This is a genomic window from Maribellus luteus, assembly GCF_003576475.1.
Classification (GTDB): domain Bacteria; phylum Bacteroidota; class Bacteroidia; order Bacteroidales; family Prolixibacteraceae; genus Draconibacterium; species Draconibacterium luteum.
In genome coordinates this window covers 543,743-568,096 of record NZ_QWGR01000003.1, presented here as the reverse complement: position 1 = coordinate 568,096, position 24,354 = coordinate 543,743, and the positions used below count along the sequence as shown (strand labels likewise).

Sequence of the window (24,354 nt, the reverse complement as noted above, 5' to 3'; positions counted from 1 at the left end):
TTTATCGAAAGATTGCTTCACCTTCGTTCCTCGGTTCGCAATGACGGCATCTGCTACTATTTCACAAATGCTTTTACGACCAAGGCTTCGCCTTCTCCCTCATTGGTTATTTTATAGGAACCTGTAGCAGCAGGAATCACAAATGTTTCGGCATAGTTAAAGCGCTTCTTCAGGCCATTCTCCGTCTCTACCAAAATGCTGCTTCCTTCAACCAAGCTCAGCACATGGCAACGGTTTTCGGTTTGCACCTCAACTTCTCCGGTCAAATGGAAGCGATGCACATCATACAAATGCTTTTCGTGGGTTGGCAAATGATACAACTTCCATCCGGCACCTTCCTCCAACAAGGTCGGTTTTGCCACCAATTTCTCGGTCACATAATCGCCTTTTCGGTCGAAACAAACATTTTCCATTCCCCGCTCAATATTGATCGGACGCGGTTTTCCATCCATGTCCAAACGCAGCCAGTCATACATTTTAAAGGTAAAAATGTAGGGAGTTGAGCTAATTTCCAGCACCAGGTTATTAATTCCTGAACCATGAATGGTACCCGGAGGAATCAAAAACAAATCGTGTTTGTGCGAGTCCAATACTTGCACATGGCGGGTAATGTCAATGGGCTCATTGTTCTCAAAACTGTACTTCAAATCAGCTTCAAAAGCCTTGGGATCAATATCCTCATTAAAACCAAGATAACATTTCGCATCGGGTGCTGCATCCAAGATGTAGTAGGTTTCCTCCTGGGTTATGTTTTCACCAAAATGCTTTTGAATGTAGTCTAAATGAGGGTGACATTGAATGGACAAATTTCCTCCGTCGAAGGTATCCAAAAAGTCGAAACGAATGGGGAATTCGGCTCCAAACTGAGGATGCGCTTGGCCCAAGACATTCTCGCCCTCCTGAAACATAACCGCATCGAACGACACCTCAGCAACATAACCTGAGCTTTCAAAGACCAAGCCGTTTTCAGGAACAATCAACTCAAACGACCAGGCATAATTCGGCACCTCTTTGTTCAATCCTTTCACCTTTTCGCCAAGCCATTGACCGCCCCAAGCACCGGGTTCAAACCATGGCCGCACCCGGAATACATTTTTGCTTATTTCATTTAATCCTTGCCTTAAATCGTCTCCCTTTAACCAGGTTATTTCATCCAAACGCTGCTCATCAACAAGCACATCAATCTTCGATAGCAATTCCTGTTTGCGCTTGTTCAGAACCACCCAATCTACAAAGTAGAAGCGTTTGTACATGGGCTTAATCTCATCCGGCTTCGATGCCCCGATATTGGTAATCGTCTTCGCACGAGCCCGGAATTGTAATTCGTTTTTAGGCAAATCAACGTATACCAACAAGCCCTCGATTCCTACAAGACTAGCTCCTACGCCGTAAATTATGTTCTTTCCTGAAGTAATTTTATCCTGAATTTCACTCCATCGTGTTGTGTCAAAAAGATCAATCAACTCAATGGTTGCCCGTTTACCAAAAATCGGATCATCACCCCCAAGAAATGGCTCGATAAGCGCATTGATTTCGGCCTCTGGTTTTAAATATTCCGCAACATCAATCCAGTTTACATCAATCCCCTTTTGTTTAAACTGTGCATCTAGCTTCTCTTTCAGTGTTCCGAAAAACACGCCCTGGTAACCATCAATTATAATCGTTTCATGCTTTTCAAGCTCTTCAACCAAACTCTCTACCCCCAAGTGTATTTTTCCTTCGCCCAACGAATGGGCCGGGTACAAGCCATAATCGCCTGCACTTTCCTCTTCCTTTTGAGCCGGCATCAAATACTGGCTCGTCTTTCTCCAATTCTGTGTACTCATATTTTGCTTTATCTTTTTCAATTTAGATTCAAGAAACAAGAACCTGGACACAAGACTAAATCTCACGATCTAACTTGTTCCCGTTTCCATTTTCCTCTTGGCTCTTTGCCTTTGCCTGTTCCTGAGCCTTTTTCTCTTACTCCTCTTTCGCGTAGTCCTCAAACATCAAAATAGCTTTGTACAATACACCGGCTGAACCCCGAAAAGTACCTGAACCTTCAGGTTGATTATCCACTGTGTACCATTCAAAAAAGCCATCATTTTCCTTTACCCTCTTAACCATAGGCTGCATTTGCTCATACGCCTCATCAACAAAACCATACTTGATCAATTGCTGAATCATACGGCCACCAAACCAGGTCCAGTCTCCGCCATTTTGATAACCATACGGATACATGCCTTTATTTTCAAACGAACCTTCGGGATAGGGAGGATACATGGTTAAGCCAATTGAGCCAGCTCCCGATGCTTTGACATTTTCAATCATTTTGTTGAGCGAAATCTTAATTTGCTCTTTTGACAACAAACCGGCTTCAATGGCTGTAGCGGTACCTCCGTGGTAGTAAATTTGGTTTTCGTCGAAGTCGGCTGGGAATGGAGAACCATCGAGATACACGTGTGGAATGAACTTTTGATTCTGCTCGTCCCACAAATATTTCATCGTATTTTTTGCAATTCCATCGCAAATGGGTTCCCACTTGTTTTTGGTTTCAGGAACAAGCTCCATTAAGTTGTTCAACGCAATCACCAACATGGCATTGTCATAAATGTCAAGACAAAATTTGGTGTCATCTGTAATATAAACACCCCAAGGATGGCTGTGTTGCACATCTCCCCAATCGGCAGTAGTTGCGCCGTAGATCAATCCATACTGATCACTCCAGCGTTCATTCGACAGAAAATCCATAGACCACTCCAGGCGTTGAGCAACCGTTTTGTCACCAATTTTCTCCTGCAGGAACGCGGTGTCCCCGGTTTTCTTCACATACTTGTAAACGGCCTGAACCAATGATGTTTCATGATCGGTTTCAACCGTATTTTTATGCCCGGCATAGTTCGGCTCCAGGTCGGTAAAAATATAGTCGTAACCACCTTCCGATGCCTTTGCTTTCTCTTTCGGAATAAATCCATCAATAATGTTTCCATCATCTCCCTGCAAACGGAAAAAAACACGCAGGTTTTCTTTCAAAGTTTCCTGAGGATAGACTTCCGCAGAAAGTTCAATAAAGGTGTTGTAATCGCGAATCCACACTTCGCCATAACCATCGCCGGCATTAAAACCTGTTTTGACAATGTCGAGTGCTTTTGCTTTTGTAAACGCAAAATATTCATTGTTTCGAATCTGATCTTTAAGATTCGGCTGAGTTGATTTCGACGTACAACACGTCATTCCAAGTACTAAGAAAATAGCAATAATTGCTTTCATATCTATTAAAGTTGTTGATTAATAAAGTTTTGTTTGACACACAGGACAACGACCGACGGGGCCGTTGCCATTATTCATTAAAAGTTTTGATGATCTGTTTTCCATTCCAGGGAGCCAATTCCAGCTGAAGTTTATTGAGATCTACCTCTTTAGGTAGGTGCGATAGATCAATCGCAATTTGCTTTTGCTCACCGGGGAAAAGGGTCAGGTAGTTATCTTCAAAAAAAGCAGGCAGCATCAACTCGCCAGACTCTTTATCCGTAATTTTCAATCGAATAAAAAAGGCAGTTGACTGATCCTTGTTGGAAATATCTACCAGGTAATGGCTTCCTTCCGTTCTTTTCAAATTCACCTGAAGATTTACCGGAGCGAGTTTATCGAGTTGTTGCCAATCGGAAGGTTCGCTCACCAACCAATAAAGATTTTCATCAATTAGTTCATCCTGTTTGTTTTTCAGGCTTAAACGAGCAAAATAAAATCCCTCCGGCTTTTCATGTTCAAACAGTCGTCCGGCATTTTTATAGGCATTGGCCTCAACATCAAGCTTGAAGGTTCGTTCATGCAAAAGCTTTCCGTCCAGCCCGATCAACTGCACTACAACGGTAAGATCGGTGACATCTGAAAGCGTTTGATTCATCACACAAATGGTAGAATCATTCAGATTGAGTTGAGCATGAAGGAGGCTTGCGCCATGCTGATAACCATAAAAACCACCTGTCTGATCCAGAAACACATCGTAAAACTGTCCGCGTAAAGCAGTCCATGGATTTTGGTTTTTCCACACCAGCATCCCGGTATATTGATTCCACATGCCCGCATTAAAGCCTTCCTGCAACGCCCGGTATTGCTCGTAATTGACCAATTGAGCCTTTTTACAGAAATCCTCAATCCCTTTGATTTCACCCATTTGCTCAATGGTATTTCCGTAGCCGATGTACTTATGGTAGCGCCACTCCTCGTTCGGCCGGTCATTGCGCGGAGGAACCAAATCCTTTGCATCCATCATCTTGCGCATGGCCTCAACATTGGGAACGCCCACCGATCCCAACTCCGGATTAAACGGATACGACTCCACCACAAAAAAACGAAGTGGATCCTGAATACCATATGGTCCGTCGCCATTTCCGCCAATCGTATTTCGAAGAATACTGTCTGAGGTCGACTCATTAACGTAGTAACGGGTACCATCAAATTCCGGGAAAATCCGTTCTTCCAATTGCTTGTTAATATCGGGTGGCGGTGGAAATTCATTGCCGCCGCACCACAGGTATAAACTCGGATGATTCCGAAGCATCTTAATCTGATCGATAGCCGAAGTCAGAAACAACGAATGATCATCTGGATACGACTGTCTTCTTGCTTGCGACTCTTTTTTCTTTGGATCGGGCCAGCGCCCATTGCAGTCGCCCGACACCCACAAATCCTGCCACACCAGGAGTCCGTATTTATCGCAGGCCTCATAAAATTCGGGTCGTTCAGGCATCGCACCTCCCCAAACCCGGATCATGTTCATGTTCATCTCCGCATGCATCCGAACCTCTGCCTCATACCTTTCGGGCGAAAGTCGCAACAGTGCATCCGAAGCAATCCAGTTTCCGCCTTTAATAAATACTTTTTGACCATTCACCAGGAACACACGCCCACCAACTTCCTGATCAAAATAAGTTCCGGTTTCGCGTATTCCAAAACTGACTGCTTCTTTATCCGATTGCGTATTATTCTGCTGAAAGCTCAATTCCAATTGGTACAAGTTTGCTTCACCCCATCCATTCGGCCACCACAGTTTCGGATTCTCCATCTTAATCTCAGGAAAGCTTAGTGTAACTTTTTCCTGAGCCTTAAGCATAGCAGGCAAAGTCCACTTCTGATTGCCTATTTTGGCAACTAAAACCCCTTTCTGATCTTCTGCTGTTGCATTAACCAATTCCGCAGAAATGGTTAAAAAGGCCGGCTTTTGCTTCTTCCCCGGAGTTCGTTTTCCAGGCACCCTTGAACGAACAAATGGATTTTGAATATCCACAGGTCCGGTAATTTCAATGGCAACCTGATCCCAAATTCCTGTATTTCGGTCGCGAATCGGACAAATCCAGTCCCAGCCAGCGGTAAACTGCTGTGTAACCGACCGGGCAATTGTTCCATCACCTCCTTGCCCGCCATTGGCATGCCCAACCGGATTGGGCGGATGCACGATTGCTGCCAGGTTATTGACAGCACCATCCTCTTGATTCAAAAATGGCGTGATCAGGTACTTTTCCCGAAGAAACATACCATGATGAGTATCGGTATTCACACGCTGTCCGTTCAAAAAGACGTTAGCCGAATAATTAATTCCACGGAATTTCAGCCAAGCCTGTTGCCCCTCCTGCAATTCCAGCTTCGGCAAACGCTTGTGAAACCAAAACGTATAGTAATCTGCTCCCGTATCGTAAATATCAGGAATCAGCTCGTTGTTCAACCCGTAAAAAGGATCTGGCACTTTGTTATTTTTCAGCATGGTGGTCAACACCGTTCCCGGCACCTGAGCATCCATCCAATCATAAAACTCAAAGTCAGCCGAAGAAATCACAGTGCCATCCACCGGAAGCTCACTCGCCCGTTTCGCTTTCCACCCTGTGTTCAACAGAATTTCCTCTCCCTGGGCAAGCCCCATAAACACAAATGCGAACAAAAAGAACACCGTTAAAACAGAATTTTTACTCATCACTTTTGGTTTTAGGTTGACTGATTCTACTCCTTTGTCATAGACGGAGGAGGCGTTCCTACTCCCCAGTTTTTATTAGGGCTGCTACCCATTTCAAAAAGCAGGGTTCCCCCTTTCATCAGTTCATTTCGCGAGATCCAGCAATTTTCCACAGGCTGGCCATTCCACGTAACCGACTGTACGTATTTATTTTCTTTGGAGTTGTTGCGGGTTTCGAGAACCAAAGTCTTTCCTTCGTAATAGTTTTCATCCAGTTGAATGGTCACTTTGTCAAACATCGGACTTCCGAACTGGAAGGATGGATTCATTGCCGCATGCCCCTGAACATCGAATAACCCAAGTGCCCCCATCACATACCAGGCGCCCAGCTGTCCCTGGTCTTCATCCTGCCCAAAACCATAGCCATGCAGTGGTTCTGTTCCATAAAATTCATCGCAAATGGTTCGTGTCCAATGCTGGGTTTGCCAAGGCTTGCCCGAGTAATTGAACAACCAGGCCTGGTGCAGGCAAGGCTGATTTCCCTGATTGTACAGCTTCTCCACACCTGAAAAACTGTGCACCTCGCGACCTCCTCCAAACAATGATTTTTGACTTTCGACAAATGTTTTCTCCAAACGAACGTTGAACGTATCAACCCCCATTTTTTCGATCAGACCAGCCGGATCATGCGGAACATACCAGGTATATTGATAGGCATTCCCTTCCTGAAAACCACGCCATCCTTCCAGCGGATTGAAGTTCTCAATAAAGCGGCCATCTTCGTAGCGCGGCCGGATAAAACGGGTTTCCGGGTCAAAAATATTTGCCCAGTTTCCGGCCTGAGTCATCAGTTTTTGGTAATCAGCCTTATGTCCCAATGCTTTGGCAAATTGCCCTACGGCATACGAGCTAAAAGCATATTCCAGGGTGTGAGATGCTCCAAAGTTGAACACCCAACCATTGACAATCACCGTATCTTTTGATGGCACATAGCCATTCTTTACGAAATAATGCAAATCATATTTCCCATTTCCCAGGTTTCGACCGTGGTATTCCACTTCATTTTTCAAGGCTGCTTTATAGCCTGTTTCAACCTCAAAATCGCGAATACCAGCATTGTAAGCCGAAGCCATTAGCAAGCCCTGAAAGTTGGTTTGGACTCCGTTTGTGTAGGTTCCGGCAGCCATTCCATCGTGCAGCCAGCCACTTACTTTCGAGAAGTCGATATTGGACTGGACATATTCACTCAGGTAGCGGGGATAAGCCAGCGCCCAGAGCTGCCCAAGATTCCAGAAACCACCCCAAATACCATCTGTGTTGTACTGATGATAACGAGGTGTACCCGATTCATCCAACGGAATCTGCCCAATTGTTTTGTCATACTGAATGTATTGACCATTCACATCGCTCGCTATTCCGCGTCCCAACAGGGCATGGTACAAGCCCGTATAAAACTTGGTCCGGTCAGCTTCGGTGGCTCCTTCCACCTGAAAGCGGGAAAGTTTTTCATTCCATTTTAATGCAGCGGTTTCTTTTACCGAGTCAAACGTCTGTCCCTCAGCTTCCACATTCAAATTATTGCGTGCATTGGCTATGCTCGTGTACGACAAGCCCACCTGCATTTCAACCAATTCATTTTCATCGGTTTGAAATGAGAGGTAAAAGCCATTGTCAACTCCCTTGCTTTCGGCTTTACCGGCTTCCTGTTGCTCATTGACAAACGAGCCGAAAGCTTCCGGTTCTTTATCCAACTGAATGACAAAGTACATTTTCACCCGGTTATCCGGATCACAAAAAGTAAGGTACACCGGGTACGTTTCGATATAACCTTCCAGCTGTTTTTTCTCGTTCATCCGAATAAAGGCATCAGTTACCGTGCTACTTTCACCTTGTTTATGCCCAATGTCAATAATCAGGTTCGACTGCTCCGACTTTGGGAACGTGTAACGATGAAAACCGACGCGCTCCGTCGCAGTTAGCTCAGCCCGAATGTCGTAATCCTTCAAAAACACCGAATAATAACCAGGTATTGACTCTTCGCTAGCCTTATCAAACCGAGAGCGATAGCCTGTATCCGGCTCATCCAACGTTCCGGGAACCGTTTTCAATGCTCCCGTTGTTGGCATGACTACCAGCCCACCAATCTGAAATTCATGAAAATGCCCAAAACCTTCGATGGAACGATGCCGATCATCATATCCTTGAGGAGACCAACTTCCTTCGCCCTCATAAGCATTGGTGTGCGGAGCCAACTTGGCCATCCCAAAAGGCAAGGCTGCCGGCGTGTAAAAAAACCAACGTCCGTGCACCGAACCGATTTGAGGATCGACATACTGTAAGGCGTCATAAGCTGTTGGATTGCCCTTTGGACTGCATGCTACCAGCAGTGCAAATACGCCTGCTGCCAACCACTGCAACCTTTTTTTATTTTTTCTGAAAGCCATAAATTGATACGATTAAGATGAAAACAATTGCTGCGAGTAAGACCACAAAGCTTGCGGTAATATTGAAGGCATCGGCCACCCATCCCATTACCGGAGGCAGAATAGCCCCTCCAACGATGGCCATAATCATTAAGCCTGAAATTTCATTGGTTCGGGTAGGATAACGCTCTACTGTAAGTGAAAAAATGAGTGGAAAAATATTGGCAATTCCTAAGCCTACGATGAAAATAACAACCAAAGCCAGTGTCTCGGTAGGTGCAAAAATTAAAGCTAACAAAGAAAGAACGCCGGCTATAGATGAACCGATAAAGAACTTTCGCGAAGACCATTTCGCCAACAAAATAGCTCCTCCCAAGGTGCCAAGTAACTTTCCAAAGAAATAGAAACTGCGCCCTGACTCAGCCAAGGTTTGTGCCGACGAAAATTTGTGCAATAGAAACTGTCCGGAAACCGCATTTACTCCAACATCAATCCCCACAACCAAGAAGATACAGAGCACCATCAGGGCAATAAATCCATTTCCCAACAACTTAAATGAAGAAGCAAAGGTTGCCCGGTTCTCCATGTTTCGGCTTTCCTCAACGGGTGTTAGACCCAACCACAAAATAGCCAAAATAGACACCACTCCGAATACTGCAAATAAAAGCTTCCAGTCGCCATAAACCAAGGCCAGCCAACCTGCTAACGGAGCGGCCAACATTGATCCGATGGACTTGACAAATTGAGAGAAACTCAGAAAGCTTGATCGCTTTTGATCCGGCACCACATCTACCAGCAATGGGTTAGCTGAAACCTGGACAATGGTGTTTCCAATTCCCAGTAGGGCAAAGCCAAACAAAACCATTCCGAAGGAATAAAAGAAAAAAGGAACGAGAAGCCCAACGGCAGTCACGGCCATTCCCAGGTTTAGCACATTTCGCTTTCCAATCCGATCCTGCAAAATTCCAACGGGAACAGACAGGACGAAAAACCAGAAGAAAACGGCTAACGGAATTAATTGAGCCATGGTGTTGGACAAGCCAAATTCCAGTTTTACACGATCAACACCAATCCCTACAAGATCGCAAAAGCTCATAACGAAAAAGCTCATCAGGACTGGAGCCACTAGTTTCAAGGAAATTTTTGATTTTGTCATATTTAGTTGGTTTAGATTCGGATTACATTTCAGCCAATAAAGGTTCTACCCGCGCGTAAAAAGAATGGTCAGCCAAAACAGCGCTACCGATAATGGCAGCCGTTTCCTTCAGGCTTGATATTTCTACACGCACTGCACAGTTGTTATCTTTTAAGGCTGCCGTTAAAGCTGGCTGAAACCAATCATAAGCATTGGCAATATTTCCTCCAATAACCAAAACTTCCACCTGAAAACGCTCTAACCAGGGCTGCAACAAATTCACCAGTTGCGATCCAAAATCGTTAAAAAGCTCACGAGCAACTTCTTCTGTTGGTGCGCTTATGGCAATCTCTTTAACACCTTTGACCGATTTCCCTGTTTTTTGCTGATAGCGGCCAACCAATCCCCGGGTTGAAAAGTAATCATCAGCTATTCCGTCTTTAAAAGGAAGGTGCCAAATACAGCCTTGCTCCGGAACATCATCGCCCGAAGTAACCGGAAGATTGTCCTTCAGAAAAGCCGAGCCAAAGCCGGTTCCCAGCGTAATCGATAACGACCGCTTGCTGCCTTGAGCTTTCCCGGCCCAATCTTCGCCAATGGCAAATGCTGTTGCATCATTGATGAAGCGGATCGGGAAGTCGCCCGGAAGATTCAACGACTTTCGCAATGCTGCCGGAACATCAATCCCATAAATGTTTTCGTACTTATTATTTTCTCCGGTAAATAGCGGAATTCCTTTTTCATAGTTGAAAGGGCCAGGCATGGCAAATCCAATTCCAGACAGGTTTTCCAAACCAACAGCTTCGATGGAACAAGCAATCGTTTTGCTCCACACAGCAATAATCTCATCCGCCGGACCATGATTATCCAGTTCGCTCTCTGCAAAGGTTCCCGGCAGATATTTCTTTTCATTCAAATTGAAGGCAGCACAACTAACATGGCTTCCTCCTACGTCAATTCCGATAGCTAAATTCTTTTTAATCATGTTGTTATTGGTTTATGTCGTTTTCCAAAAGAGTGCTTGATTTACCGTTCTCGCTTTATGTTGATGGAATAAGTGAATTTCTCGGCGATGTAAAAGCCAATGTTGTATTCCACCGGCCGGTCTCCCGGGTCGCTTACAAAGCGTTCGCGGATCAGTACGGGTTCGCCTTGTTTAATCCGAAGCCGGTCGGCGGTTATCTTCGAGGCGATCCTTGCTTTAATTTTCTCTTGGGAATTACTTACCGGTGTTTTGTACTTTGTTTCCAGCAATTCGTACAGGGGCTGAGTAAAATCTTCGGATTCTGAAACACCGATGCGGGGATGGAGGTAGCTTTCGAAATACACAAAAGGGGCTGTTTCATCGCCACGTAAACGGGTAACCAAGAGTACCTTCGATTTGGGTGGGATGTTGAAAAAGGTGGCAATCTTCTCGTTGATTTCCACCAGTTGGGCTTTTACGAGGTAGTTTTTAAACGAGATGCCTTTTTCGGTCATTTCCTGGGTAAACGAGTGCCAGCTGTCAAGCTGTGTTGTTACTGATTTGCCGGCAACCTTTGTCCCGAACCCTTTTTTCCGGACGATCAATCCTTCGTATTCCAGTTTGTTGGTGGCTTGCCTAATTGTGTTTCGGCTGACGCCCAGCTGGTTGGCCAGCTCTACTTCGGGGGGGAGGAATTTCCCGTTTTGGTAGTTGGGTTGCTCAATCAATTGTCTTAACAATTCCTCTACCTGGTAATGCAGAGGCAATTTAGCTGAATGGTCTATCTTAAAATTCATTTGTTCAAATGTTCATACATTTGCAAATGTAGGCAAATTAATGAAAGGACCATGGGAAAATTTTGGCAGAAGAGAAGACGCTTGCTGCTCAGTTTTTGAATAGGAAGTACTTGAGATTGCCAATTTGAGGATCATCTCAGTAAGAAGTATAATGGAAAGGAAGAGAGAGGGGTACGGAGTAAAGGGAATTGGAAGTTCAATCGATTTTTTATAAAAGAAAGACTATTACCCGATCATTCTCTGATTAACCCATTTGGGAATATTTGAACGGATCGATTCCCACGAGATGCAAGAAGGTTAGTATTTGCGGACTAAGTGTTTGAGTTATTAGTCAAAGGAACATAAAGCTCCTTTGACTAATTAGTACTTCGAAACTAAATCTCTAACAGAACATTCTGCTGAATAGCGGATGGCACTTTTGTTTCAAGATTCAGTTTTTATGATTCAACCACTATTTTATATTGGTTTGGTAAACTACTGCTGGTCAAAACGTATGTTGTGCTCCCAACCTACTACCACGCCTTCGTCGGCAGTTCCGTTGTGACCGTTACCCGTTATGTCTGTAAATGAGTTTCCATCACCTTCGTCCATGGGCCAGTAACCCAGTAAATCAGCATTGTTCGGATTTACAGAGAAGAACATATTGTTCTCAATTTGCGACTGAGAGATCGCTGTTTTCCATAAACGCACCTGGCTCATCGCACACTGATCGACAAAATACGATCCGCTGGAGATCATCTTCATGTAATCAAAACGAACAGCACCTCCTTTAGGAGCGGGTGGATTAAATTTAATATCCTGCTGTCCGTCTCTGTAGATGGTAAGACTTGTTCCGTCGTACACAAAAGTCCAGTGGTACCATTGATTTGCCTTCAGATCCGAATCTGTTTGAACCTGGCCTCCCAGCGTTTTAATCTGTAAATAATTATAAGGCCTGTTGGCATCGCCAAAGCGGATATAAATCTCATGATCTTTACTCCCGGTGCTAAAGACTGCCTGGTTGTTTCTGTTGTATCCCGACATACGTGCCCAAAACTCAAGCGACCATTCTTTCGTGGTGATTTCCCAATCGGTTTCCGGTGCCATCGTAATCTTTCCAGTTCTTCCGTTAAGAACAGGAACCGAAACTTTCAGGGGTTTAGACAGCAGGTAAATAAACCTGGATTGCGATACCGATTTAGTCACATTTCCGGCCAGTACATCACCTAGTTCAACTCCCAGGGCATATTGCTTTCCTCCCGTATCGAAGTCTTTAACGCTAAAAGAATAAACAGAGCTTATTTCTCCAGCCGGGATAATCACTTTTGCGTTTTCAGGCAGCTGAAAATCAGGTACCGGATAATATTCCGTAGCATTTTCTTCATTATAGGAATCGATTAATTCGGGGATTAACTTGATGGTAACCTCCACATCGTTGGTCACTTGTTTGGCAAGGCGCACATTAACATTAATGACCACTTCTTCTTCCATGGTCAAGGTGGCAGATTTGGAAGTAACCGCATCACCTAAATAAATGCTATTGTCGATAACTCCATATTCGGCATCGTCGCAGCCTGAGAAAAGAATGCCCAGGCATGTGATGATAAAACTTAATGCATATATCTTTTTCATTCCTTTGAATTTTTAATTTTTAGCGATCCGTCAACCGACGGATGAAACCTGCATGCCCGTCAACTGAGGGATAATTATGTTCCTGGTTGAAATATTGACATGCTTGTTTCATTTCTTTTGTTCGTGTTACAAATCAATGCTATTTCGCTGCTTCAGAACTTTGTTCCGCAGCATTTTGTCTTTCGTTGAATATCCTGAATATGTTGGTAATCCCCTTGCGGAGGAAGTAGTATTCAGGCGATCCATTGTAGTCACCTTTTCCTTTTGGTGCGTAGTCAAAACCAGACCGGTACAGTCCGCATCCGCCAATTTGCTGATTTAGCTCTTCAGGCTTAAAAATAAACTCTGACATTCCAAGAAATCCGCCTCCTGAATTGGCATACGACTCAAAGTTCTCCGTAAGGATCGTTCTGCGTACCACTTCTTTTTCGGTAATTGCTCCGGACTCAATGTGTTTGGCCATATCCCTTAAAACACCACTTACCCGGTAAGTACGGTTGGCATCAGAAGTTGAGCCGTAGGCCTGTAAAACAAAGTAGTCGATATATTGCGACTCCCAATCCAGGCCCATTCCTTTTCCTACGCCAACTTCTCCGTCAACAAGGAACAGCAATCCGGGAATGGCTGGTTTTCGTCCATCGCGCTCTGTTCGTTGAGAACCCGGACCAAACCAATAGCCAAGTTCTTCGATGAAGATCCGGCTTTGTACATCGTTCAACCAAAGGTAGGCATCAAACATACCTCCGTAATAGGGCTCATAGTCCCAGTCAAAACCGTCGTAACCTGCCGCAACAACAGCATCATAAATTGCTTCGGCATATTTGCGGATCGCCGGTCTCACAACCGCTTCGTCTGAACTGTTCCCAATATTATAGATTTCATCTTCGGGCATATCGTCTCCTACCTTTGCCGAAAAAAGCGTAACGACCACTTTAGTACCCTTTACTTGCTGCACGTATTCCATGTCAGCTTTACGTTCGGGGCTAAGATCGAATTTAGGGTGCCCTCCCCAGTTGGAAGCAATGGTTACAGAGTCGGGTAATCCTCTCAGACTGTTTTCTCCGGTGGGAGAAATGCCATTCCAGTTGTCGAACCATACAAATACCTGCGGGAGCCCCGGTGTACTCTTCCATTCCCGAAGGGCTGCATAGTATTCTTCGCTTTTAATTGTGGTATTTAAATCCGTATCATTTACAGATTCTGTTTCCAGCCAATCGTTGCATCCTGTAAACAGGGCAGCCATAAGGAAGGCCAGTAGTGATATTTTTATATTTCTTGTTTTCATTTCGTATTTACTTTTTTTTGATATGAAATTCATACAGGTAAAGTTTTTTGTTTTGTAAACGTCTCACCTTGTAACTCATCGCATTAGGGTTTTTGAGCCCACCAAATATCTGTGTTGGCAACATCGTCGCCTCCCAGCATTTGCACTGCCTCCTGTACATTCGTGTTATTTCCCTGGTACTGCGATTGTGGAAACGGTAAGCGTCTTACCATACGAGATGAACTGTTTGTAACATCGCCGATAAAACCACTTGAACTAAGATTATCCTGTGCCGGGAAAAACTGGGGAAATCCGGTCCTCCGGTGATCACACCACGATTCGAAACCAAGCGGGTAATTCGCCAGCCATTTTTGAGTGATAATCTTTTCCAGTTTGGTATTTTCACTTGCCCCGGCATCATTCCAGGATACCGTAACCGGCGTATTGACTGAAATAGAAATATTGGTTGCAATGTCTTTATAAACTTCCGGAGGCGTTGTTGACTGAATGAAATCCCCGGCAGTAACACCATGTTGCTCCATCGACAAGGTGATGCCTTCCTCGTAAAACGACCTTGCCTGTTCATCGCCTCCGGGAATCCATCCCCTCAGCGCAGCTTCGGCTTTTAGAAAAGCAGTTTCGGCTGCACAATAAACAAGCAACGGAGAATCAGACGCAAACGCAGGTTTTGAAAAGTATGCTGTGGCAGAATACCACGGTTTGTATATGTTTTCAATTCCCATGCGAACACCCCGGTACTTTTCGCCGTAAGTGGCCAAAGTCATGTAAACTTCTCTGCGGGGATCTTCAAAGCCGTTCATGTAGGCAGATAACACAGCGCTAACGGCGAGGTCGCCCCACGAATGTGAGGATTTGTAATAGGGATTATCCTGTGTGGGGATAAAAGCGTTGTCAGTGTTCACTTCAATGGGGCCGGCATCGATGGCTTGCTGCATAACAGCTTTGGCATATTCGGTGTCAACCTGGGCAATACGAACCGCCATGCGCAGTTTTAACGAATTGGCAAACCTGATCCATTTCCCAAAATCACCATTAAACACCACGTCGTATTCAGCCAAAGGACTTTGGGTTGGTTTTTCAGCCAAATAGCTGGCTAATGAAGCGATGCTGTTGTCCAGGTCAGCAATCAAGTTGTGGTATACATCCTGAACATTGTCGTACCCGGTTGTCAATCCGCCTTCGCTTATTTTTGAATAGGGAATTGGTCCGTACATGTCGGTTACGCGGAGCATGGTTGCCACCCGAAGAATATTAGCCCAGGCATAGATGTACCCGGTGCTTTGGGTTACTTCTTTTACAAACAGGTAGTTCGAGTTAAAATCCACCATGATCGTGTTAAACGGATAGTCAACCCAGTCTTTGGCAGGGTTAAAAGTGCCGAAATTGGTTCCCTGCCAGCTATTGGTAGTTACCATGTAGCCTCCGTATTGGTTTCCAACCATTTGTTCAACCATCTGGTTCCGGTTTTCCTGGGCGTAGTGCATGGTCGAAATCAGCGTTGGGAACAAGGAGCCTATCCTTTCCGAATTTGTCAGGTCATTTTCTGACGGGTTGGATGGATGAAGATTTAAATCCTCAAAATTATCGGTACAGGAAGTGATGAGCAATGCTGCAAAAAACAGCATGATTGCCTTATGTATTGTTCTTTGATTATTTAGTTTCATGATTTCGTTCTTTTAGAATTGTAACTTGATGCTAAAACCCATGTTCCTCAGGCTTGGCTGCATAAAATAGTCGACACCTGTATAGAAAGTACTTGATGCAGAAGGTACCAACTCCGGATCGAAAGGTGCTTTACAGTACAGCATAGCCAGGTTGCTGCCAACCAGGGCAAGCGTAACATCTGCCACATTGTTTAATTTCTTTTTGGGTATCATGTATTCGAGGCTAACTTCCTGTAAACGAATATTGGTAGCGTCGTACACATAGTAGTCTGCCTTACCTGTTCCTTCTCCTACAATATTTAGGAAGTCTTGAGCTGATATCTCGTTTCCGTTAATGGCGATGCCTCCTGCCTCGCGTAAACGGGCACTGTGTTCGGAAACACCGTAGCGATCGAGTATGGCTTGTGTGTTCGAAACCGCCAAACCACCAAAGCGTCCGCTAAGCAAAACGTTTAACCGAAGTCCTTTGTACGAGAATGAATTTCGCCATCCCATATTGTATTTGGGAAGCAGCGATCCTAATTTTTTATAATCGTCAGGGTTCAGGCTAACCATCGAAGGAAGCAAAGTAGAATGATCAAGATAGATGTATCCATTGTTGTCGCGTTTGAAATCCGAAGTCATATAAATGTCTCCCATGGTACCTCCTTCAGTAAGTTTTAACTGTGGAGAACCTGAACTACCTAATGTGGCTTTGTTGATTTCAGTTATTTCTATTTCCTGACCGTCAATCTGGAAATTACTAACCAGTCGTTCAACCTTGTTTTTATTGTAGGTAAAAGTCCAGTTCGAAGCCCAGCTAAAGTCTCCCCATTGCTGATCGTACCCTAAAGCCAGTTCAATACCTGAGTTTAATACATTTCCAGCCTGGATGTAAACATTGTCGTTTCTTCCGTCGGCCAATTTTGCCAGGTGGGTCTGATTACGCGTATTTGAATAGTAATACGTGGCATCCAGCGAAAGGCTGGCATCAAAGAACTTCATATTAAGCCCGGCCTCAAATGAGTTGGTAATTTCGGGTTTGAGGTTGTAATTTGGTTTGGTACGCGAGAGCTGGTACGAGTCCGTCTGATCATCGTAAATATAAAATCTCCGTGTCAGGTAAGGATCATATGAGTTTCCTACCGATGTAAAAGCAACCCGTCCTTTCAGGTAGTTAAACCAATCAGGCAATTCGATCACTTCGCTTGCAAGGCTCGACAAACCCACTGAAGGATAGAAGAATGAGCGCTCTTTTGATTCGGACCACGCCAGTGCTGAATCCCAGTCGTTACGGCCGGTAAGGGTTAAGAAAAGGAAACTTTTATAACCAAATTCCGCGTTGGCGAATACCGATTGGGTCTGACGTTTAAGCCCGTCATCATCAAGTTTAAAAATACCTACCGATCGTCCCATGTTCTCGATGGTAAACCAGTTGGTTATTTTCTCCAGATCGCCCTCGATGGTGCGGCTGCTAACCCGGCGGTCTTTAATGGATGCACCCAGGTTTACATTAACGGAAAATGAGCCAACCTTCTTGTTTAAACTGGCTATCACATCGGCATACGTTTGTCTTTCATCGCGGTCCTCTACCCGGAAGCGACCTTTTGATCCTGCAAAAACTGCCAGCGTTCCGGCGTAGCGGCTATCTGTATTTTCAAGATTGGAGTTGTCAACATTTACGCGGCCAGCTACATTAAGCCAGTCTGTAATATTGTATTTCAGGCTGGTCGAAAATATATACCTTCTCCTATTGACTTCCCGGTTCATCCGGTTCATGATCCAGTACGGGTTTTGCAGCGATAGACCCTGGTCTCCGTACGGCCAAAACTGGACATTTACTTCCCGGGCAACATCGTAACGTTCAAATAATTGTACTTCGCGAAAATCTTCACCTCTTGGGAAAAGATAAAGTGCCGGAAGCGGGTTGAAATACTGGCCCTGAGAAACCATGTTTTTACTTTCCTGTACAATGTAGTTGATGCTCGCGTCCATCAGAAACTTGTCGTTTAAGAAAGAGCTGGTATTCCGGTAAGTGAAGTTGTAACGGTCGTACTCGTTGTTGGGAAGAATACCGTTTGCATTGTTGGCTGAAAAAGACAGGTAGCTTTGGCTCTTGTCATTTCCGGTTGAAATGGAAGCCGAATTTACCAGGTTCACCCCGGTGTTAAAAAAGTTGGCCGGATCGTACCTGTATTCGGTAGGAGCACCCCAGCTAGAGGCGAGGCCATTGGTGTTTCCATATTTGTTTTGGAATTCCGGCATCATCAGAGGAGATGAAAATGTAGTGCTGTTGCTGTAAGAAACAGTCGTTTTTCCAGCCCGTCCTTTTTTTGTGGTTATCAAAATTACACCGTTTGAACCTTCGTATCCGTAAAGGGCGGCTGCCGAAGGACCTGTTAACACAGACATGCTTTCAATGTCGTCGGGGTTGATATCAGCAGCGCTTTCAGTGCCGGGTTGTGAAGAATATGCTCCTACATCGGTTTTTCCATACATGTAGTTGTTCATCGGTACACCGTCAATAACATACAAGGCATTATTGCTCAGAGTAATCGATTTTGTTCCCCGCATTACTACTTTTACGGCTGAACCGGGGCCTGCTGCGCTGGAGTTGATTTGCACACCTGCCACTTTACCTGCAAGCGAATTCATGAAATTGGCATTTTTTACCGTCGTCAGTTCTCCGCTACCCACTTTTTGCACATTGTAGCTAAGCGCTTTTTCTTCGCGTTTAATACCTAATGCTGTCACAACCACATCATCCAATCCGATTGATTCGGTGACCAAAGTAATGTCTACATGTGTCTTGTCTCCAACAACAAATTCCTGGGTTTTGTAGCCGATAAATGAAACAACGATTGTATTTGAAGGCTCAACCGTTAACTCAAAGAGCCCGTCAATGTTTGTTGTTATCCCATTGGTGGTACCTTTAACGACAATTGTTGCCCCTGCAACAGGTTCATTCGCTTCATCCGCAACTTTACCTGTTAATTTAACTTTCTGTGTTTGATTTACGGGCTTGTCTTGCTTTTCTTCTTTTTTTACTACCGAAATAATGTTGTCTTTTACATAGATGGAACACCCCTGTCCCTCGAAGATTTGCTTCAGAACTTCTGTTAATTCAACATTATCCGCCTTGAAACTGACGCGTTTATCCATTTCTATGTCTTTGGTATTTATAGAAAAAGAATATTGGTGTTTCGACTGTAACTCCTTGATGGCTTGCTTAATGGTAACGTTCCTGAAGTTAACGGATATGGATTGGGAGTATATAGGAGTAATACCTCCGAGTAATATAATTGCAAAGACAATTATTAATTTCCTCAGTCTGCTTCGACACAGATTGAGATTGTTTGATTTTAAATACATATATTGTTAATGTTTTTTGGTTTAATACGAGTAAACTAAAATTCTCTTAAGGGCGGGGAATGTAAGAGCCTCTCCGCCTTTTGTTTATTAACTTGAATTCATGGGCAAGGCATTGTTTTGGTTAAACTTCGTTTTGTATTTTTTTGTTCAGTATATATAAATGGAGTTTGCGTTGGTGCGGATCTTCATTTTTCCGCTGGCATTCAGGGCCGATAATATGTCATCTAAACTTTCATTATTCACAAATACAGAATAATAGTGCTCCTTTTTTAACAACTCATTTTCGATGTTTATCCTTACGTTGAAATAACGCTCAAGAGAAAGTGCAATCTCGTCAAGCGGTTCGTTGATAAAGAAAAAGCCATTGCCACTGTGCCAGAGACTCTCATCACTCACTAAAAATTCACTTAAGGTCAGTTTGCCGGTATTTTTTGAGAATTTGACACTCTCTCCGGGCTTTAGAACGGTTGCTTCGGTTTCATTGTTAAAGGTGGTATTCATTCTAACCGCTCCTTCCAGCAACGACACGGCAATGTACGAGTCTTCGCTGTATGATTTAAGGTTGAACCGGGTCCCTAAAACTTCGACCGAGACTTCGCCGGCCGACATTACAAATGGCCGGCTTTTATCTTTGGTGATTTCGGCATATGCTTCGCCGTCAACATATACCTGGCGATAAGAATTATTAAATTCTTTGGGATATATCAGTTTGGTGCCGGCATTGAGCCATATTTTTGAGCTATCCGGCAAAGAAACCATTTTGCTTTGTCCATACGGAACGTAGGCTTCGACCCATTCTGTTGGCTGATTTTTTTGCAGGTAGAAGAAGATGGCTGCCATTAATATCGGTAAAAAGAGGACGGCCGCAGCAGCACGATACAACCAACCCATTTTGCGAACAAAAGACCTGCTCTGAGGCTTTTGTTTCCCGGCAGGTTGAACTTTGCTTAAAAACTTGTCAAAAGCCTGATTCACCAGATGGTCGTTCTTTTCCACCTGAATCCCGGCCAATAACTCATGAAGTAACACGTCGTTGGAATCGCCGTCTTCGATGCTGGCCAGCCATTGTTCTACTTCTTTTACTTGCTGCGGGGAACAACGGTTGTAAAAATAATCTTGTAACTGCGTTTTTGTCATAACGTACTAAATGCATACTCTGAATAGCGAGTACACTAATAGAACGAATCAAAAAGGATGACTACGCAACCAAAAATTCACTTTTTTTAAGATTTCAAAAGCATTAAGAGCAACAGCAAATTATAACTGGCAGGCAAGTGGCGCTTTATTTCTTTCATTGCCAGAAAAATATGGCGTTCAACAGTTCGCACCGACAGGTTTAATTTATGGGCAATTTCCTTATTCGACAACATTTCTTTTCGGCTCAAAACAAATACTTTTTGACGCTGCTCCGGCATTTGCGATACTATTTTATCAATTTGATCACTTATTGTTTGCGCATCCATTTGCCCGGCATAGTCTTCCGAATAAACCTGGTGATCTTCCTGCACTGATTGGTGCGACATATTTGATTTAAGCCTGAAATGATCCCGCACCTCGTTTCTTGCGAGCACATACAGATAAGTGTGTATTGATTGTTCAGGATTTAGCTTTGCCCGGTTTACCCAAACCTTTAAAAAAACATTCTGCGTAATATCTTCAGCCCACACCGAATTTTTTACCAACCCCTCTATAAAAACATAAAACAGAGAATACTTTTCGTCAAAAAGTTTCCGAAATGAATCGATGTCACCTTTTCTTATTCCCTGGATTAAATTTCGGTCTGAAGAATTAGTCATTTACTGTCAGGTTTATCTGTAGTCAAATTACATGAGTCTTAAATAAAGACAATTAGGCACTGAATTCAGTGGATTTTTTTCAATTATAAAAATATGAGTTGACTTTGAAGGCAAATCTAACACTCTTTGCTCAGATAACTGAATTGCCAGACAGGAACTCTTTGGAAACACGGTGCAAAAATACAATACTTGTAATAACCGGAAAGGTGTTGACTTCTCAGTATTTGCAAAATTATGTGCTTTCACCGGTCTTTAAATCCAATTCAACACAGACTAACCGGAGCAAGCTATTTACAAGCCATTTAGGCAGATAAAAGAAAAAAAATTGCCTAGTGTTTTTTCCGGTAGAAAGGGAAATTGGGATCTATCCGGCCACCCGGGCCTTTTCCTCCTGTATTTACTTCGAATGTATAAGCGATTCCCGCGCTCACCTGGGCCGTTAGCGAAATGTGGCGATTGTAACGCAGAATGTCTTCGCCGTTTTCCCGGACATAGGTGAAGTTGGGAACCCCGTTTATTATTCCGGAATTCAGGGCGGTTACAGTTCCGTCGATTTGAAAAGCCAGGCGATCGGAGAGGTCGTAGCTAAAGCCGATTCCGCCCCCGAAATGAAAGGTAGGCCACTTTTTTAAATTGCTGTTGGAAGTACCTCGGGCATATAAAATATCTGATTCCAGACCGGCTTCAGGTAACTCTTTGTAAGAAAAATCGGTTCCTACCAACGCCACAACTCCAGTGAGTTTGACAAAAGGATGAAATGTTTTTTCCCGGAAAAAGAAGTATTTATAATTCACCGCCAGGTTCAATAACGTGGTGTTGTATTTTACCGGGGCATTCATGTAGTCTGACGACTGGTATTCCTTAAAATACGAAGTGAGGTAATAATTATACCAGGGAGGATTGTTATTGTATCCTTTTAAATGTGTGTAATCCAATTCAATCCCGAAAAAAGTGCTTTCCGATATCTGAAACAAAATTTCGGCTTCGGCACCCATCGCAGGTTGTGGCGTAAACGTTTCTTTGGCAGTGGCCGGTGTAAGAGCAATTGCATTTGGGTGCGGAACATCTGATTTGCCAAATTCCGTAACCAAAAGTCCCGAGTTGAGTGCAAACCTGAAACCCATTAACTGTGCAGATGCATTTCCACCGGCAAGCAACGAGAGTAAGAGAACAGCAATGATTCGGATTCGGGCCATAATGCACATTATAACAACCGTTAAATTAAGTTGTTTTTCTTAAAAAGAAAAGAATAGGAGCGAATTACTACCGGCGTTCTCTTACTTCTTTGGCATCAACTACTTTAAAAAGCTTGTCCGCCCTTCTCAGAACGGTTTCCACGGGCACCGAGATACGTTGTCCTTTTAGTCCTTCCTGAACCGATTCCAGCTCGAAGCGTATTTCGCTGATCTCGCCCTGGTAAACTCCTGTAGTTGGCCCGGTAACAATTATTTCTTCGCCCACTTTCAGATTGTTGGTTTCGAGTTTAAACTCGGCCACGCCAATTTTTTTGAAGTAGTTGGTTACTTTCCCGATGTAAAGCTTTCGTTTGGTGGCTCGCGACCCGTAATTGTGGCTCCATTCGCCCAAACGCTGTCCCAGGTAATACCCATCCCAAAAGCCACGGTTAAACACTGAAGCCAGACGTTCGTTCCAGATCTCCACTTTCTCGTCGGTAAACGATTCGTCGAAATAGGCATCCACAGCTTCTCGGTAGCATTGCACCACGGTTTTTACGTACTCGGCGGAACGGGCCCGGCCTTCAATTTTCAGTACCGAAACACCCGCATCAAGTATTTTATTCAGAAAGTGAATGGTTTTCAGGTCTTTGGGCGACATGATGTACTCATTGTCAATCTCCAGTTCGGCGCCGGTTTCCTTATCGGTAACGGTGTAGGCACGCCGGCAGGTTTGCAGGCAGGCACCGCGGTTGGCCGAGGAATTCATCTCGTGCAAGCTGAGGTAGCACTTGCCGCTGGTAGCCATGCACAGTGCACCGTGCACAAACATTTCAATTTTTACGAGTTCGCCGTTGGGCCCTTTTACCTGCTGCTCTTTAATCTGGTTGCTGATTTCCCAAACCCGGCCCAGGTTCATTTCGCGCGCCAGTACCATCACATCGGCAAAGTTGGAGTAGAATTTCACCGCCTCAACGTTGGTGATGTTTACCTGGGTGGAAACGTGCACCTCAAGGTTGATGGAACGTGCATATTGAATAACGGAAATATCGGCAGCGATAACTGCTGAAACGCCGGCTTCTTTGGCAGCATCCAGCACTCCGTGCATTTGCTGCATTTCGCCGTCAAAGATTTCCACATTTAAAGTGAGATAAGTTTTTACCTTGTAAACGGAGGCAATCTCTACGATTTTACGCAGATCGTCGAGCGTAAAATTATTGGCCGACCGCGAGCGCATGTTCAGGTGTTCCACCCCGAAATAAACCGATCCTGCACCACCCTGAATAGCCGCCATCAGCGATTCGTATGAACCAACCGGCGCCATTATTTCCACATCTCTTCTTTCCATCGTATTCAATTTTGCGGTGCAAAGGTAAAAAATCCTGAAGAAGAACTGACGTTTTACTATTCGTCAGAAAAGAATAGCAAAAGGGCAGACGCCAATAACCGGAGCCTGCCCTTTTGTTTATTGAATGGAAAGCGTAAAAGTTTGGATTACAAACTATACAAACCGCTCCCTTTTTTGCAGGTTAAACAAGCCATAAAGGATAAATACCAGCATTCCGATCCCTAAAAAGATCCGGTTTTTGCGGATAATGCCTTCCCAGATCACTTCATTCCTGTTGTTCGGAATTTCAAAAGGATTCAGAAACGGATTCCATTGCGTGTTTTGGATGGTATCCTGCAGTATAAGCAAGGCCACGCCAATAAGTACCATGGTAACGGCCGTACCGTTTCCGTTTTTGATCAGTGTGGAAAACATAAAGGCCATGGAGCCCAGGAACACAATGGGATACATGAGCTGGTACGACATTTCCAGTATATTGACTTTGTACAGCAGAATCGAAGCAATTTCCGAGAACAAAACAATGATGATAAACACCAGTGCATAGATCATAACCAGCCGTACCAGCCAAACCTTGTACCGGTAGTTGGGTATTCCAAACAGTATTTCGAGCATGCGTGAATCGTCGTCGTTTTGTATACCAAAAACCGATGGATAGAAAATCAGTAATATTCCGGGAAAAATGAGCAGCTCGTAAACCGTTCCGTCGGTAATGGTATTGTTGTCGAGCACCACCTGTACGGCCACAAAAAGGAAAAAGGCCAGTGCTGCCACCAGAAACCAGATAAAACGATTGGCAAAAATGATCTTCAGGTTGTAGCGGATCATTTTGATCAGGATAAAAAGCCTGTTTTTTATGTCGAGTTTTGCAGCCAT

Annotated in this window: 16 protein-coding genes; all 16 read right to left on the bottom strand. The window is 44.2% G+C overall.

All coding sequences use genetic code 11. The features are described from left to right. Nucleotides 1-56 precede the first annotated feature (56 nt). The 16 genes from D1614_RS07925 to D1614_RS07850 all read right to left on the bottom strand — a co-directional run bounded on the left by D1614_RS07925 (nt 57) and on the right by D1614_RS07850 (nt 24,354). On the bottom strand, nt 57-1,826 hold the full coding sequence (locus D1614_RS07925; RefSeq protein WP_119437348.1) for a class I mannose-6-phosphate isomerase: 1,770 nt from the start codon (nt 1,824-1,826) through the stop codon (nt 57-59). 136 nt (nt 1,827-1,962) lie between these two features. Beyond that, nucleotides 1,963-3,252 (bottom strand): GH36-type glycosyl hydrolase domain-containing protein, encoded by a 1,290-nt coding sequence (locus tag D1614_RS07920; RefSeq protein ID WP_119437347.1) that lies wholly within the window; start codon nt 3,250-3,252, stop codon nt 1,963-1,965. 70 nt (nt 3,253-3,322) lie between these two features. After that, nucleotides 3,323-5,953 (bottom strand): glycosyl hydrolase 2 galactose-binding domain-containing protein, encoded by a 2,631-nt coding sequence (locus tag D1614_RS07915; RefSeq protein ID WP_119437346.1) that lies wholly within the window; start codon nt 5,951-5,953, stop codon nt 3,323-3,325. A gap of 26 nt (nt 5,954-5,979) precedes the next feature. Beyond that, nucleotides 5,980-8,376 (bottom strand): GH92 family glycosyl hydrolase, encoded by a 2,397-nt coding sequence (locus D1614_RS07910; RefSeq protein ID WP_119437345.1) that lies wholly within the window; start codon nt 8,374-8,376, stop codon nt 5,980-5,982. Beyond that, nucleotides 8,357-9,511, bottom strand: coding sequence for an MFS transporter (locus tag D1614_RS07905; RefSeq protein ID WP_119437344.1), 1,155 nt, complete (start codon nt 9,509-9,511; stop codon nt 8,357-8,359). The genes D1614_RS07910 and D1614_RS07905 overlap by 20 nt, the downstream gene beginning before the upstream one ends. A 22-nt stretch (nt 9,512-9,533) precedes the next feature. Beyond that, on the bottom strand, nt 9,534-10,475 hold the full coding sequence (locus tag D1614_RS07900) for an ROK family protein (RefSeq protein ID WP_119437343.1): 942 nt from the start codon (nt 10,473-10,475) through the stop codon (nt 9,534-9,536). A 41-nt stretch (nt 10,476-10,516) separates the two neighbouring features. Continuing rightward, on the bottom strand, nt 10,517-11,251 hold the full coding sequence (locus tag D1614_RS07895) for a GntR family transcriptional regulator (protein WP_119437342.1): 735 nt from the start codon (nt 11,249-11,251) through the stop codon (nt 10,517-10,519). Nucleotides 11,252-11,725: 474 nt separating this feature from the next. Then, nucleotides 11,726-12,862 carry a DUF1735 and LamG domain-containing protein gene (locus D1614_RS07890; RefSeq protein ID WP_119437341.1) on the bottom strand — a complete coding sequence of 379 codons (1,137 nt, stop codon included), beginning with the start codon at nt 12,860-12,862 and terminating at the stop codon, nt 11,726-11,728. Nucleotides 12,863-13,001: 139 nt separating this feature from the next. Then, nucleotides 13,002-14,147, bottom strand: coding sequence for a glycoside hydrolase family 18 (locus D1614_RS07885; protein ID WP_119437443.1), 1,146 nt, complete (start codon nt 14,145-14,147; stop codon nt 13,002-13,004). An 83-nt stretch (nt 14,148-14,230) separates the two neighbouring features. Beyond that, on the bottom strand, nt 14,231-15,811 hold the full coding sequence (locus D1614_RS07880; RefSeq protein WP_119437340.1) for a SusD/RagB family nutrient-binding outer membrane lipoprotein: 1,581 nt from the start codon (nt 15,809-15,811) through the stop codon (nt 14,231-14,233). 12 nt (nt 15,812-15,823) lie between these two features. Then, nucleotides 15,824-18,952 carry a SusC/RagA family TonB-linked outer membrane protein gene (locus D1614_RS07875; protein WP_206609945.1) on the bottom strand — a complete coding sequence of 1,043 codons (3,129 nt, stop codon included), beginning with the start codon at nt 18,950-18,952 and terminating at the stop codon, nt 15,824-15,826. A gap of 357 nt (nt 18,953-19,309) precedes the next feature. Beyond that, a complete protein-coding gene (locus D1614_RS07870) occupies nt 19,310-20,299 on the bottom strand; it encodes a FecR family protein (RefSeq protein WP_119437338.1) in 990 nt (329 codons plus the stop codon). An 86-nt stretch (nt 20,300-20,385) separates the two neighbouring features. Beyond that, complete coding sequence (locus tag D1614_RS07865; protein ID WP_119437337.1) at nt 20,386-20,958, bottom strand: RNA polymerase sigma-70 factor; 573 nt, start codon at nt 20,956-20,958, stop codon at nt 20,386-20,388. Nucleotides 20,959-21,287: 329 nt separating this feature from the next. Further along, the gene (locus D1614_RS07860; RefSeq protein ID WP_147384109.1) at nt 21,288-22,154 is read right to left on the bottom strand and encodes a hypothetical protein; all 867 of its coding nucleotides are present in this window, start codon (nt 22,152-22,154) and stop codon (nt 21,288-21,290) included. A 67-nt stretch (nt 22,155-22,221) separates the two neighbouring features. Further along, nucleotides 22,222-23,481 carry a peptidase U32 family protein gene (locus D1614_RS07855; RefSeq protein ID WP_119437335.1) on the bottom strand — a complete coding sequence of 420 codons (1,260 nt, stop codon included), beginning with the start codon at nt 23,479-23,481 and terminating at the stop codon, nt 22,222-22,224. Nucleotides 23,482-23,634: 153 nt separating this feature from the next. Further along, on the bottom strand, nt 23,635-24,354 hold the full coding sequence (locus tag D1614_RS07850; protein ID WP_119437334.1) for a hypothetical protein: 720 nt from the start codon (nt 24,352-24,354) through the stop codon (nt 23,635-23,637).